This window comes from Roseivivax sp. THAF197b (genome assembly GCF_009363255.1).
Taxonomy (GTDB): Bacteria; Pseudomonadota; Alphaproteobacteria; order Rhodobacterales; family Rhodobacteraceae; genus Roseivivax.
On record NZ_CP045320.1, the window covers coordinates 29758 to 43191 of the forward strand.

The following is a 13434-nucleotide window of genomic DNA, read 5'->3' on the forward strand; positions in this document are numbered from 1 at the left end:
GCCGCCATGGGAAAAGCGCGTATCGCCACAGGCGTCCTGTTGGTGACGCTGGTGACCGCCGCCATGGGCTATACCATCGCCTCGGCGGTGCTGACCTACCAGGATCTCGGCTTCGGGGCCGAGATCGACTTTGCCTATATCGCGCAGAACTATCTGGCGATCCGCGATCGCCGCCCCGAAGATGCCCAGCTCATCCACCTGATCGTCGGCAGCTTTGCCGCCGCTGGCATGATGCTGAGCCTTGCTCTTTCGGGATCGGCCCTCACACGCTTTGGACAGACCCATTGGCAGTCTGCCCGCGAGATGAAGGCCAACGGGTTTTTCGGGGCGCCTGGGACTGGGTTCATCCTCGGCAAGCTTGGGACGCCCGGCTCCCGCGCAAAATACATTTGCTCCAAGGTCTTCCCGCATGCGCTGATCGTGGCGCCCACGGGCCGCGGCAAGACCACGGGCTTTGTCATTCCGAACCTGCTGACCTGGCAGGGCTCTGCCGTGACTCTCGATGTGAAGGGCGAGTGTTTCGAGGCCACGGCCCGGCACCGCGCCGCCCAGGGCGACAAGGTCTATCGCTTTGCCCCCACCGATTGGGAGGGCAAGCGCACGCATCGCTACAACCCGCTCCTGCGCATCTATCAACTGAAAGACCCCGCGCGCCAGCAGATGGAATTGCAGCTTCTGGCGACGCTCTTCCTGCAGAGCGACAATGACCGGGTGCAGGGCCTCCTCAAAGGCGGGATCGATCTCTTCGTGGCGGCAGGCCTGCTGGCCTTCCAGCGCAAGCGCCCGACCCTGGGCGAGATCTACCGCATCGCGGCCTCGGGCGGGAACAAGCAGAAGGAGTATTTCGCGCGGGGCCACGAGGTCGACAACAGGGCCGCCAAGCTGATCTTCACGCGGCTCGCGTCGACCAACAACGATACGCTGACCTCTTACGTTTCGCTCCTGATGACCTCGGGGCTCGATCAATGGCAGAACCCGGCCATAGACGAGGCAACGGCTGCGTCGGACTTTGATTTCCGCACGATCCGCAAGAAGCCCTTCTCGGTCTATCTCGTGGTTCAGCCGTTGATGGTGAAGCCCCTCGCGCCGCTGATCCGGCTCTTCTTCTCTGATCTCCTCTCCGCCATGCAGGAGAAGGATCCCGGGCCGGATGAGCCATGGCCCGTGATGATCATGCTCGATGAGTTCAACCGCTTGGGCAAAATGCCGATCGTGGTCGAAAGCATCGAGACCCTGCGCACCTACCGTGGCCATCTGGCCGTTGTCACCCAAACCATCCCCGCCCTCGATGAAATCTATGGAGAGAATACCCGCCGTGCGCTGCAGGGCAACGCGGGCGTGAAACTCTATCTGACGCCCTCGGATGAAAAGACCGTCGAGGAGTTGAGCAAGGCGGTCGGCAAGACCACGAAGACCGTGGTCACGCGCTCCCAGTCGATCGGCAAGAACCCTTTTGAAGGGCGCAGCCAGTCGACCCGGACCGAAGAAAGCTCCTTGCTCCCTGAAGACGAGGCGCGCCGCCTGCCGCTCGACGAGATCGTCATGGTCATCGACGCGCAAATGCCGGTGCGGGCCAAACGGATCCAGTATTTTGACGATCGGCTGTTCAAGGCGATCCACGCGGCGCAGACGGGCGAGTTGCCGTTTCCGAAGCCTGAGGGAGGGGGATCGCAAGGCACGCTGCCGCTGAGCATGCGCGCCATGCCGATGACACCGCCACTGGACGGGCCAGGCGGATCCGAGGCCGACGTTGAGGCCGCACGCCAGGCTGCTGATGGCCAATCGTCAGGGCAAACCGAGGTCGCCCCAAAGAAGACCGCGCCCGTCGTTCAAGCTGTTATCTCTGAGGAACAGCGACAGATGGAGATGGATTTTGGCAGCCAGGTTGCGGATGCCGAGACAATGGGGGTGGATAATGAGGCGCAGATGCGCTCTGCCGTTGATGGCTTGGACGATATGGAAGCGATGCTGCAGGAGGGTGATGTCGAAAAGCTGCTTGCTCGATAGCGTGTTGGGCATGATTTTCTGCTAGGCGGGGCGGGGAGCTGACCTTCGCTGCGACATGCACCAACGGCCGGTTTGGTGAAGGATTTTCGATGCGGGCCGTGGTGCAACGGTGCCGGTTTGCGCGTCGTCGGCCCGCGTTGGAAATCCTCCCAAGGTGGAAGCCGCGGTGGCCGGGCGCTGTCTATGGGGAAAGTGAGCTGAGGTTTCCAGCGACGCTGGAGCATGGCTGACGTCTCGGAGGATGTCGACCGTCTCCAAGGGCGCCCTGATCTGCGCTGGCGATGATATTCGGTCTCTTATGGCGTATTTCACCGGTGGTTCGCGGGCGCGGCACTGCGTAAGGCAAGACTGAGCCGGTCGGGAACGGGTGTGAGAGCCGGAGCGATGTTCGTGACAGTGACGGGCGGTTCGTCATGCGGCCTGCTCCCGTGGCGGTGCGCGCGACATTGGTTTCTGGCCGCGGCGGAATATCTCGATGATGCGCATCGGGCCACCGCAGCACGGGCACGGCTCGCGCAGGGTGAGCGGGGCCGGCTCAGCTGGTTCATGTGCTTCCAGTTCGGTCGGCCGCTGCCCGAGCAGGTCGCGGATACGGGTGATGGTGGCCTTGCGTGTCGCGCTGGCCAGCAAGCCGTAGTGCCGGATGCGGTGGAAACCGTCGGGGAGGACATGCATCAGGAAGCGACGGATGAACTCCGGCGTCGACAGGCGCATGACCTTCTGCCTGTCACCGGACTTGATGCGGTAATCCTTCCATCGAAACGCGACAGTCTGGGTGTCGGCGCTGATCAGGCGATGGTTCGAGATCGCGACGCGGTGGGTGTATCGGCTCAGGTACGCCAGCACCGCCTCGGGGCCGCCGAACGGTGGCTTGGCGTAGACAACCCATTCGACCTTGCGGAATGGCGCGAGCCAGGCGGCGTAGGCATCTGCCTGTGCCAGCCGTTCGAGCTCGCCATGGAAGGCCAGGTCCCCGGCGCGATGCAGCGCCTGCAACCCGTCGAGGAACAGGCGCCGAAACAGGCGCGACTGCACCCGCACGTGCAGGAAGAACCCGGGCTTGCTGGCGACCCAGCGGGTGCCGTCCGGCGACAGGCCTCCGCCGGGTACGATCATGTGGATGTGGGGGTGATGCGTCAGCGCCGATCCCCAAGTGTGTAGAACGCTGGTCATGCCGACCCGGGCGCCGAGGCGCTTGGGATCGGCGGCGATGGTCATCAACGTCTCTGCGGACGCCTTGAAAAGCAGGCCATACACCGCCTTCTTGTTCCAGAAAGCGATTTGCGCGATCTCGGCTGGCAGGGTGAAGACCACGTGGAAATACTCCACGGGCAACAGGTCCTCGGCGCGCGCGGCCATCCAGTCGCGCGCCGCCGGCCCCTGGCACTTCGGGCAATGGCGGTTCTTGCAGGAATTGTAGGCGATATGGTGGTGGCCACACTTGGCACACCCGGCCACATGCCCGCCGAGAGCCTCGGTCCGGCAGGCTTCGATGGCTGACATCACCTTGAGCTGGGAGAGGCTGACGCGTCCCGCATTGGCCTGCCGCCACGCAGGGCCATGAGCGCGAAGGATGTCAGCGATCTCCAGCCTTGGCCGGGGCACCCCGGCGCCCGGTCATTCCAGACTTCGCTTCACCGTCTGATCCTGCAGCTTGGCCAGCATCTCGTAGGGGCTGACGGTGTCACGGATCGTCTTGGTCGCGACATGCGTGTACTGCGCCGTTGTCGTGAGCTTGGCGTGGCCAAGCAGGACCTGGATCACCCGCACATCTGTGTTGGCCTCGAGCAGGTGCGTCGCAAAGCTGTGCCTGAGCGTGTGCAGCGTCGCCGGCTTGCTGATCCCGGCCATGTGCTTGGCCGAGGTGAAAGCCCGGTTCAGCTGCCGAGGCGAGATCGGATTGATCTTCGGCTTGCCCGGGAACAGCCAGCCCTCGGGGTGAGCCTCTCGCCACCAGTCACGCAGCAGGTTCAGCAAGCCCGGGGACAGCATGACCTTGCGGTCCTTCCGCCCCTTGCCCTGCTCGACATGGATCAGCATCCGGTCGCTGTCGATGTCGCCGATCTTGAGATTGCAGACCTCGGCGGCACGGAGCCCCGCACCATACGAGATGCTGAGCGCAGCCCGATACTTCAGGCCGGGCCCGGGCGCCGCCATCAAGATGTCGGACACCTCCTCAACGCTGAACACGATCGGCAGTTTCCGCGGTTCGGTGCGGAATTGCATGTAACGCTTCATCTCCTCCCGCCTGCAGGTCATGCCGAAGAAGAACCGCAGTGCCACGATCCGCACGTTGAACGTCGACGGCGTGACCCCGCTATCCGTCATGTGCAGCTGATAGGCGCGCAGATCTTCCGGCGTCGCCGTGTCGGGTGATCGTCCGAGAAAGGCCGCGAAATCCTTGATCGCCCGGATGTGCGACTTCTGTGCCTTATCGCCCATCCCGCGGATACGCATGTCTTCGATCATCCGCTGACGAAGCGGGCTTACTCTCTCCTCTGTCATGGGAACCTCCTGTCTGATGATTGAGAAGGTCCCAATCGTCAGCCAGGTCGGTCAGATCGCATAATGCGCGCCGCTATGGGCGGCTCACTCCATCAGCCAAATGCGCCAATGCCGCGGAGCGGCTTCGTCCTTGGGCGTAATGCGATCTGTAAGTGGGAAGAGACGACAGCTACGCAAAGCTCACTCCTCAGAAGCCATCCGCTCCTTCCAGCGGATCACAATATTGCCCCCGATGTCTCGGATCGGTTTTGGCGGCAAGCGCGTCGGCGGTGCAGCAGCGGTGAAGTGTCGGGTGATGTCACTCTCTTCCGCGCAAGCCAGTTCAGCGGCACCCATGCCCGTGAGTGTCCCGCGCGTCTTGCCGAGCCCGTTCTGAACACACGCGGAAAAGAGCCCCGGCTTGGGCTCCTGCATAACGGACACGCCGTTGAGCGAAAGACAAAGATGACCGGCCCATTGGTATTCCGGGGTCATCCCAGCGAGTTGCGGAAAGCGCTGGTCGAACTTTTCGCGCTGGATGCGGATCGCCCGGGCAAGATCGGTGGCGCTTGCCTGCATGCCTGAACGCAGCGTTGCGAAGGTCCGCGTGATGATGCGGTTACCGCCCTGCGGCGTGTCGATACGGCGTACGGTAGTGCCCATCGGATTTGATGGCGTGATGCCCCATCTGACGGCGCCGCCCAAGCGGGCCTGCATATCATCATCCAGCTCAGGCGTCATAGAGGCGTAAAGAAAGAGCTGCATGAGCCGCCCTTTGGCTAAGCCGAAGCTCTCGAGATGGCCGTTGGTCGCAAGGATCACTCGTGATGTGGTCACCGCGCCTTGCCTGGTCTGCACTCGCCAGTCTGATCCCGTGCGGACCAGGGCTGTGACCGGCGCGTTTTCGTGGATGTCGACCTCAGCCGCGAGGCCCTTGGCAAACTCCCGCATATCGCCTGCCGGTTGCAGCATCACCGTGCCGGGTGTGAAAACGACAGAGCGGTAATGCCGACTACCGGCCAGTTGCCGACCAGATGGTCTACAATTCCATTCGGGACAGCTCCGCGCAGCAGACGATTTCGGTGCAGTCGACCTTCGCGCGACGCAACACAAAGCTGAACGCAGCCGTCCGGCTTATGCGTGAGACGCTCGAGACGCCGATGCGCACGGCCGAGCTCGCGTCCGAAGTCGGTGTCTCCAGGCGTCAACTCGAGCGCCTTTTCACCAATCACCTCGGCCATCCACCGCACACATATTATCGCAAGTTGCGAATGGACCGCGCACAGCGCCTGCTTCTTCAGACTGACATGTCGGTACTCGAGGTTGCGCTCTCCTGTGGCTACGGCAGCACGAACCATTTCGCGCAGCACTACAGGCGCGCGTCCGGAGTGACGCCGTCAAAGCAGCGCTTCCGGATTTCAGGGCTAAATAATTAAAATAAAGCGCCAGCGTGAGCTGCGTGACGCTGCGAGCGCGTCGGTGGTGATACACAAAAGCGATATGCTTTTTACCCTTTTCGCTGTTTTGGCGAATGAGGTCGGCTGTTCAGGATGATCTGCCCCAGAAGGGGTCTCTTCCAAGAGCAGGGCTGCCTTGTAACGAAATCCTGGATCGTATCGAAGATACCGAACGCAAAGCTCCGGAGAGCGCGAATGGAGCTTTGTCGTCGGGAGGCCGATCCGGCTTCACAGGTTCGATTAAACGAAGCCGGGTATTACACCAGACCAAACGGGTATTGGACTTTGAGCCGCCCGAGATCGACCATCCCCCGTGCAAATAGACGCATGGATGGAAGCTCGAAGTGACAAAAATCGACCGCATCGAAACGACGATCCTGGATATCCCCACTATTCGGGGACATGTCCTGTCGATGACAACGATGATGCTGCAGTCTATCGTGCTCGTCCGCGTCAAGTTCGCGGATGGATCGGTTGGCTACGGCGAAGGGACATCGATCGGCGGCATGAGCTATGGCGCTGAGAGCCCTGAAAGCATCAAGACTGCGATTGATACCTACATTACGCCTCTGATTTTGGGTCGGGACGGTGACCAGATCAATGTTCTGATCGATATGATTGACCGCGGGGTGAAGGGTAATCCAATCGCCCGGTGTGCTGTCGAGACTGCGCTGTGGGACGGCCTGGCCAAGCGGCTCGGCGTATCAATTGCAAAGCTGTTCGGCGGACCTGTTCGGACCGCCATGCCGGTGGCCTGGACCCTCGCCTCTGGCAATGCCGAGACCGATATCAGCGAGGCGCACGAGATGATCGGCGCCAAGCGCCATAACATCTTCAAGCTGAAGATCGGCAAGCGCCCGGTGCGGGAGGATGTCGCCCACGTCGCTGCGATCTGTGATGCGGTCGGCGATCAAGCCTCGATCCGTGTTGACGTCAATCAAGCGTGGTCGCTGGCCGACGCACGCTGGGGTCTGCGCGGTCTGCAGGAGATCGGTGTCGACTTGGTCGAGCAACCCGTTGGCGCAGGCCACATCGCTCAGTTGAGGTCGCTGACCGACGCCTACGAGATCGCGGTCATGGCCGATGAGGCGCTACAGGGGCCGGTGTCGGCGATGAAGGTGGCGGCGAATCGGTCGGCTGATGTTTTCGCAGTCAAGATAGCGCAATCCGGCGGTTTGAAGCGGGGCAATGAGGTAATAGCCATCGGTCAAGCGTCGGGGATTGGCCTGTATGCGGGCACGATGCTCGAAGCGGGCATCGGCACCGCGGCTGCGCTTCAATTGTTTTCGACTGTGCCCGTGCTCGAATGGGGGACGGAGCTCTTCGGACCTCTGCTTCTACGCCATGAGATTCTCGCGCGCCCGATCGAATATCGCGACTTCAACGTGCATCTGCCCGACGGGCTTGGCCTTGGTGCCGAGCCCGATCCGGAAGCCGTGACCCAGTTTAGCCGGGACCGAAGCAGCAGTGTTCACGCTGTGAGCGCCCAGACCTGAAACACATCCGAACCAGGAGGAGAAACCACATGTTTACTGAAGCCAACTTGGCCAGCCTGGAGAAGCGGCTGGAAGGCATCGTCGAAGAGGGCGATCACAACGGGATCTATCGCGCACGCCGCGATATGTTCACCGATAGCGAGCTTTTTGAGCTCGAGATGAAGCACATCTTCGAGGGCAATTGGGTCTTCATGGCGCATGAAAGCCAGATCCCCAATCCCGGCGACTACTTCACCGCGCATCTCGGACGCGTTCCGGTCGTGATTACGCGTGACAAGAACGGCGAGCTGCACTGCCTGGTGAATTCCTGCACGCATCGCGGTGCCATGTTGTGCCGCTTCAAGCGCAACAACACCAAGACATTCACCTGCCCGTTCCACGGCTGGACGTTCTCGAATGACGGGCGTCTGCTGAAGGTAAAGAACCCCAAGGATGCCGGCTATCCGGAAGACTTTAACAAGGACGGAAGCCACGACCTGCGCCGCGTGAAGCTGGGCAACTACCGGGGCTTTCTCTGGGGATCGCTGAACCACGACGTGCCGGAGATCGAGGAGTATCTGGGCGAGACGACCAAGCTCATCGATCTGATCGTTGACCAGTCCGATGAAGGCGTTGAGGTGCTGCGCGGTTCGTCCACCTACACCTTTGACGGCAACTGGAAGCTGCAGGCCGAGAACGGCGCTGACGGCTACCACGTCTCCTCGGTGCACTGGAACTACGTGCAAACCACGTCCCGTCGCGGCCAGGAAGGCCGCGAGGACAAGATCAAGGCGAATGACGCTTCCAAGTGGGACCAGCAGCGCGGTGGTTTTTATGCCTTCAACCACGGGCACATCCTGCTGTGGAATATCTGGGCCGACGCCTCGAACCGACCCGCCTACATGCGCTGGGACGAATACAAGGAAAAGCATGGCGAGACCCGTGCGCGTTGGATGGTGCAGTCGCTCCGTAACCTCTGCATCTACCCGAACGTGTTCCTGATGGACCAGTTCAGCTCTCAGATCCGCATGTTCCGGCCCATCGACGTCGACAAGACCGAAGTCACGATCTACTGCATCGCGCCCAAGGGCGAGAGCCAGGAAGCCCGGTCGCGCCGGATCCGTCAGTACGAGGATTTCTTCAACGCTTCGGGCATGGCGACCCCGGACGACACCGAGGAATTCCGTGCGACCCAGCGCGGCTACGCCGCAGCGGCGGTCGCGCCGTGGAACGATCTCAACCGTGGTGCGACCCACTGGATCGACGGGCCTGACGATACCGCGGAAGAGCTTGGCATCACGCCCCTCATGTCGGGTCCGAAGCAGGAAGACGAAGGGCTCTTCGTTGTCCAGCACGGACACTGGGCCGAGCGGATGCTCGACGCCGTCCGGGCCGAGCGCGAGAAGCTCGCAGCTAAACCCATGGCAGCGGAGTAAAAGCAATGAATGTTCAGACTCTCACCAAGACTGTCGAAGCCGTCGTGCCGAAGAGCTTGACCTACGACCAGATCGCCATGTTCCTCTACGCCGAGGCCCGCTGCCTCGACGACCGGGATTGGGACGCCTGGCTGGAGTTCTATCACCAGGATTGCGAGTTCTGGATGCCGGCATGGGACGATTTCGACACCCTGACCGAAGATCCGCAAAACGAGATGTCGCTGATCTACTATCCGGACAAGTCCGGGATCGAGGACCGCGTTTTCCGTATCAAGACCGACAGGTCGTCGGCGACTTCGCTGCCCGAGCCGCGCACCAACCACAATATCTCGAACATCGAGGTACTGTCGGATGACGGCAAGGAGATCCGGGTGCGGTTCAACTGGGTGACAAAGTCGTTCCGCTACGGCGACACCGACACGCATTGGGGGACGTCGTTCTACGCGATCGACATCTCCGGTGAGCGACCGCTGATCTCTGACAAGAAGGTCGTTCTCAAGAACGATCACATTCACCACGTGATCGACATCTACCACATCTAATCCCGGATCTCCGGGAGGACCGAAACCACCCCGCGCGCGAATGCGCGCGGGCGCAAGGGAGGAGTATGTCATGACCTACCAAGTGGTTCTGAATTTCGAGGATGGCGTGTCTCGCGTCATTTCCTGTGACGACGCCGAGAAGGTCACCGACGCCGCCTTCCGTCACAAGATAAACCTGCCGATGGACTGTCGGGACGGCGTCTGCGGTACCTGCAAGTGCAAGGTAGGTGCCGGGGACTACGAGATGGAGTTCTATCTCGAGGACGAAGCAATGACCGAGGAGGAGGAGCAGGAAGGCTACGCGCTCCTTTGCCAGACCACCGTGTCATCGGATGCCGTTTTCAACGTTATGGCGTCGTCCGAAGCATGCAAGACCGGCGCGCAGCAGACCGCAGGCGAGGTCATCGCAGCGGAAAAGCTGTCTGAGACTTCTTTCAATCTCCGTGTGAAGCTTGAAAAACCCCTGGGTTTTCTTCCCGGACAATATGTCAACGTCTCGGTGCCCGGTACCGAAGAGACGAGATCCTATTCCTTCTCGTCGAAGCCCGGCACGGACGAAGCGACCTTTCTCATCCGCAATCTGGAAGGCGGCGTAATGTCGTCCTACCTCGCGGAGCGCGCTTCTGCCGGCGACAAGGTCGAGCTGACCGGTCCGATGGGTATCTTTTACCTTCGCGAAATGAAACGCCCGCAGCTTTGGCTGGCAGGCGGCACCGGCCTCGCGCCATTCCTGTCGATGCTCGAGAAAGTGGCCGAAGAGGGTACAGACCAGCCCATCACGCTCTACTACGCGGTGACCAGAGCAGCGGACCTCGTGGAGTTGGAGCGGGTCGAGCAATTGGCTGAGAAAATCGGAACCGTCACTGTTGTGACGATCCTGGCAGCAGAAGACGAAGAGCACGCCCTGAAGGGCTATGTCACAGATCACCTCTCGGAAAAGGACATGAACGACGGTGACGTCGATGTCTATCTCTGTGGCCCACCGCCCATGGTCGATGCCGTGAGCAAGCACTTTAAAACGCTTGGAACTGAGCCCGCGCAGTTCTTCTACGAGAAGTTCAACCCGTCCGAGTCCAAAGCCGAGGCTGCCTGAGATGCGGTTCTCCGGAAAGACAATGGTGGTGACCGGTGCCGCGCAAGGCATTGGCAGACGCGTTGCGGAACGTGCCGCCGCCGAGGGTGCCGAGGTACTGATCGTCGACCGTGCTCAGGCGCGCAATGACGTCGTAAAGGCGATCAAGGCGGCCGGTGGGACAGCCCATGCGGTGGCCGCAAACCTGGAGACCTATTCAGGCTGCAAGAAAGCGATCGACAAGGCGATCTCGCTTTGGGGGCGTATCGACATACTCGTGAACAACGTCGGCGGCACCATCTGGGCCAAACCGTACGAACACTATGATCCCAAACAGATCGACGCAGAGATCAGCCGGTCGCTCATGCCGACGCTCTACTGCTGCCACCTTGCTCTCGCGCCAATGCTCGAAGCGGGGAAGGGTGTCATAGTAAATGTCAGCTCGATCGCGACGCGGGGATTGAATCGTGTTCCCTATGGCGCGGCGAAGGGCGGCGTCAACGCGCTGACCCAGAACCTTGCCTGGGAAGTGGCCGAACGCGGCATTCGCGTTGTCGCTACCGCCCCTGGCGGGACTGAAGCACCTCCGCGCATCACGTCCCGCATTCCCGATAAGGGGGAAGCGCAGCGCGAGGACTGGTACCAGGCGATCATCGACCAGACGGTCCAGTCTTCGTTTCTCAAGCGGTACAGCACGCTCGATGAACAGGCTGCCCCAATCCTTTTCCTGGCCTCAGACGAGGCTTCTTACCTCACCGGCGTCACTCTACCCGTAGGCGGCGGCGATCTCGGCTGAGCGGTCATCGCCAGCTTTTCACCCAAGGGAGGACAACATGAAACATACCACACTAACCTTTTCGGCCGCTGTATTGGCTGCGGGTTTAACCGCCCAGAGCGCACAGGCCCAAGATCAGATCGATGTCGGCCTACTGCTGCCATATTCGGGCGTCTACGCAGCGCTCGGCAACGATATACAGGCCGGCTTTGAACTTGGTCTCGCAGCCTACGGTGACGAGGTCGAGCAGACGTTCAACCTCCATATCGAAGACACCGAGGTTAAACCGCCGGTTGGTCTGGCCAAAGCGCGCAAACTCGTGCTTCAGGATGATGTCGATGTCATGGTCGGCATCGTATCCTCCGCAGTCCTCGGTGCCGTCTCGGACATCGTGGCGCAAATGGAAGTCCCGCTGATTGTCGCCAATGCAGGCAATGACGACGCAACCGGCGCGGGCTGCTCGCCCTATATCACGCGCCTCAGCTTTGCGAATGGCCAGATCAATCGCCCGATGGGCGAATGGATGGCCGGTCAGGGGATCGAGACCGTCTATACCCTTGCGCCCGATTATGCCGCCGGGCGGCAGATGATCGAGGCCTTCACCGCCGGCTTTACCGAGGCAGGCGGCGAGGTCGTTGGCTCGCAATACACGCCTTTCCAGCAGACCACCGACTTCGGTCCCTACCTGACCGAGGCGAAATCGTCCGGTGCAGATGCGGTCTATGTCTTCTATGCCGGGGGCGAGGCGATCTCTTTCGTCAAGCAATATGACAGCTTCGGCCTGAAGGCGGAAATGCCGCTCTACGGTGCCGGTTTCTTGACTTCGCCGCTTTACGTGAATGCCGAAGGCCCCGCCGCGGTGGGCGTGATTGCTGCGCTGCATTATGTTCCGACCATCGAAAATGCAGAAAACGATGCCTTCGTGACGGCCTTCCAGGAAAAGACTGGGCGTCAGCCGTCGGAATTCGCGGTGCACGGGTACGACTCGGCTCGCGCCATCATTGAGGCAGTGAAAACCGGCGCAACCACGCGTTCGGAAATTGCAGCAGCACTATCGAAGGTTAGCTTCGATGGCCCGCGCGGTGCCTTGTCAATCGATCCCGCGACCAACAACATCATCCAGCCGATCTACGTCTATGAGACTGTTGAGGCAGAAGGTGGTGAGGGGCTGACCCAGCGCATCATTGCACAGCTTGACGCCGAGCAGATGCCCCCGAATGGCTGCGAGATGAAGCCGATCAACTGATCGCCACTTACCAGACCGGCCGCGCGAAAAGGCGCGGCCGCCTACTTCAACGGAGGAAAAGATCCATGTCGGGCGATCCCGGATTCTGGATATTGCAGACGCTGAACGCCCTTCAGCTGTCGATGCTTCTGTTCCTGCTCTCCGTCGGATTGACGGTGATCTTCGGACTGATGCATTTCGTCAACCTGGCCCACGGTGCGCTTTATGCGCTCGGAGCCTATGTGGCCGCGACATTCGCGGGCATGGCCGGGTATTGGGTCGGCTTCTTCGCCGCACCCGTGGCGGTCGCTTTGTTCGGTATTTTGCTCTACTGGGGCCTTATTCAGCGGATGCGGAAATCCGGCCCTATGGCACAGGTCCTTGTGACCTTCGGTCTGATCTTCGCACTTTGGGATCTGACCCGAATCATCTGGGGAGATATCGCTGTCGGGATCGAGACGCCGGCCCTGCTGTCTGGCCGCATTTCGCTGCTTGGTGTTGATTATCCGGCCTATCGTCTCTTCGTGATCTTTCTGGGCGGAGTGGTCTTCGCAGCACTGGCTGTCATACTCGGACGAACACAGATCGGTGCGATGATCCGTGCTGGTGTCGATAATGACGACATGGCCGCCTGCCTTGGCATCAATGTCGAGAAACTGTTTTTTGCGGTCTTCTGCGTAGGCTGTGCCCTGGCGGGTTTGGCGGGAGCCGTAGCCGCGCCGCTTCTGTCGGTTACCCCGGGCATGGGGCTCGATATCCTTATTCCGACGCTCATCGTTATCGTAATAGGCGGGCTCGGATCGTTGCAGGGGGCCATCGCAGGATCGCTGATTTTCGGTTTCGTACAAACGTTCGGCGCTGTCTTGGCACCGCAGATCTCCTCCGTCCTCATATACGCCCTGCTGGCGCTGGTGCTGATCACGAAGCCCGCGGGCCTTTTCCCGGCCAAGGGAGCCTGAAC

The 13434-nt window shown here is 61.0% G+C and carries 12 protein-coding genes; 9 read left to right on the forward strand and 3 right to left on the reverse strand.

The features are described from left to right. The first annotated feature begins 6 nt into the window (after nucleotides 1–6). A complete protein-coding gene (locus tag FIV09_RS19350) occupies nucleotides 7–2007 on the forward strand; it encodes a type IV secretory system conjugative DNA transfer family protein (RefSeq protein ID WP_152453217.1) in 2001 nt (666 codons plus the stop codon). 411 nt (nucleotides 2008–2418) lie between these two features. Here FIV09_RS19350 and FIV09_RS19355 read toward each other — a convergent pair whose 3' ends face one another. The 3 genes from FIV09_RS19355 to FIV09_RS19365 form a co-directional block, all read right to left on the reverse strand. Further along, nucleotides 2419–3612: an IS91 family transposase gene (locus tag FIV09_RS19355; RefSeq protein WP_152453219.1), complete on the reverse strand. Its 1194-nt coding sequence runs from the start codon at nucleotides 3610–3612 to the stop codon at nucleotides 2419–2421. A gap of 12 nt (nucleotides 3613–3624) precedes the next feature. Continuing rightward, nucleotides 3625–4512, reverse strand: a complete 888-nt coding sequence (locus FIV09_RS19360; RefSeq protein ID WP_152453221.1) for a site-specific integrase — start codon at nucleotides 4510–4512, stop codon at nucleotides 3625–3627. 180 nt (nucleotides 4513–4692) lie between these two features. Then, nucleotides 4693–5604: an NAD(P)/FAD-dependent oxidoreductase gene (locus FIV09_RS19365; RefSeq protein WP_371417789.1), complete on the reverse strand. Its 912-nt coding sequence runs from the start codon at nucleotides 5602–5604 to the stop codon at nucleotides 4693–4695. On the opposite strand from FIV09_RS19365, the gene FIV09_RS19370 reads away from it, so the two are divergent. From FIV09_RS19370 to FIV09_RS19405, 8 genes are all read left to right on the forward strand, one after another. After that, entirely contained in the window at nucleotides 5526–5927 is a 402-nt protein-coding gene (locus tag FIV09_RS19370; RefSeq protein WP_152453225.1) for a helix-turn-helix domain-containing protein, read from the forward strand. The two genes, FIV09_RS19365 and FIV09_RS19370, sit on opposite strands and share 79 nt — an antisense overlap. 365 nt (nucleotides 5928–6292) lie before the next feature. Beyond that, complete coding sequence (locus FIV09_RS19375) at nucleotides 6293–7444, forward strand: muconate cycloisomerase family protein (protein ID WP_152453227.1); 1152 nt, start codon at nucleotides 6293–6295, stop codon at nucleotides 7442–7444. A 29-nt stretch (nucleotides 7445–7473) separates the two neighbouring features. Continuing rightward, nucleotides 7474–8859: a Rieske 2Fe-2S domain-containing protein gene (locus tag FIV09_RS19380; RefSeq protein ID WP_152453229.1), complete on the forward strand. Its 1386-nt coding sequence runs from the start codon at nucleotides 7474–7476 to the stop codon at nucleotides 8857–8859. 5 nt (nucleotides 8860–8864) lie between these two features. Beyond that, nucleotides 8865–9401 carry a benzoate 1,2-dioxygenase small subunit gene (gene benB / locus FIV09_RS19385; protein WP_152453231.1) on the forward strand — a complete coding sequence of 179 codons (537 nt, stop codon included), beginning with the start codon at nucleotides 8865–8867 and terminating at the stop codon, nucleotides 9399–9401. 70 nt (nucleotides 9402–9471) lie between these two features. Then, a complete protein-coding gene (gene benC / locus FIV09_RS19390) occupies nucleotides 9472–10494 on the forward strand; it encodes a benzoate 1,2-dioxygenase electron transfer component BenC (protein ID WP_152453233.1) in 1023 nt (340 codons plus the stop codon). 1 nt (nucleotide 10495) lies between these two features. Next, complete coding sequence (benD, locus tag FIV09_RS19395; RefSeq protein WP_152453235.1) at nucleotides 10496–11269, forward strand: benzoate diol dehydrogenase BenD; 774 nt, start codon at nucleotides 10496–10498, stop codon at nucleotides 11267–11269. 37 nt (nucleotides 11270–11306) lie between these two features. Continuing rightward, a complete protein-coding gene (locus FIV09_RS19400; RefSeq protein ID WP_152453237.1) occupies nucleotides 11307–12494 on the forward strand; it encodes an ABC transporter substrate-binding protein in 1188 nt (395 codons plus the stop codon). 65 nt (nucleotides 12495–12559) lie between these two features. Further along, complete coding sequence (locus FIV09_RS19405) at nucleotides 12560–13432, forward strand: branched-chain amino acid ABC transporter permease (RefSeq protein ID WP_152453239.1); 873 nt, start codon at nucleotides 12560–12562, stop codon at nucleotides 13430–13432. The last annotated feature ends 2 nt before the right edge of the window (nucleotides 13433–13434 follow it).

What these genes read in the sequence shown, in the direction of transcription:
- FIV09_RS19380 (WP_152453229.1), top strand. Translation starts at nt 7,474, where the DNA reads ATGTTTACTGAAGCCAACTTGGCCAGCCTGGAGAAGCGGCTGGAAGGC.
- FIV09_RS19360 (WP_152453221.1), bottom strand. Translation starts at nt 4,512, where the DNA reads ATGACAGAGGAGAGAGTAAGCCCGCTTCGTCAGCGGATGATCGAAGAC.
- benC (WP_152453233.1), top strand. Translation starts at nt 9,472, where the DNA reads ATGACCTACCAAGTGGTTCTGAATTTCGAGGATGGCGTGTCTCGCGTC.
- FIV09_RS19405 (WP_152453239.1), top strand. Translation starts at nt 12,560, where the DNA reads ATGTCGGGCGATCCCGGATTCTGGATATTGCAGACGCTGAACGCCCTT.
- benD (WP_152453235.1), top strand. Translation starts at nt 10,496, where the DNA reads ATGCGGTTCTCCGGAAAGACAATGGTGGTGACCGGTGCCGCGCAAGGC.
- FIV09_RS19400 (WP_152453237.1), top strand. Translation starts at nt 11,307, where the DNA reads ATGAAACATACCACACTAACCTTTTCGGCCGCTGTATTGGCTGCGGGT.
- FIV09_RS19370 (WP_152453225.1), top strand. Translation starts at nt 5,526, where the DNA reads ATGGTCTACAATTCCATTCGGGACAGCTCCGCGCAGCAGACGATTTCG.
- benB (WP_152453231.1), top strand. Translation starts at nt 8,865, where the DNA reads ATGAATGTTCAGACTCTCACCAAGACTGTCGAAGCCGTCGTGCCGAAG.
- FIV09_RS19350 (WP_152453217.1), top strand. Translation starts at nt 7, where the DNA reads ATGGGAAAAGCGCGTATCGCCACAGGCGTCCTGTTGGTGACGCTGGTG.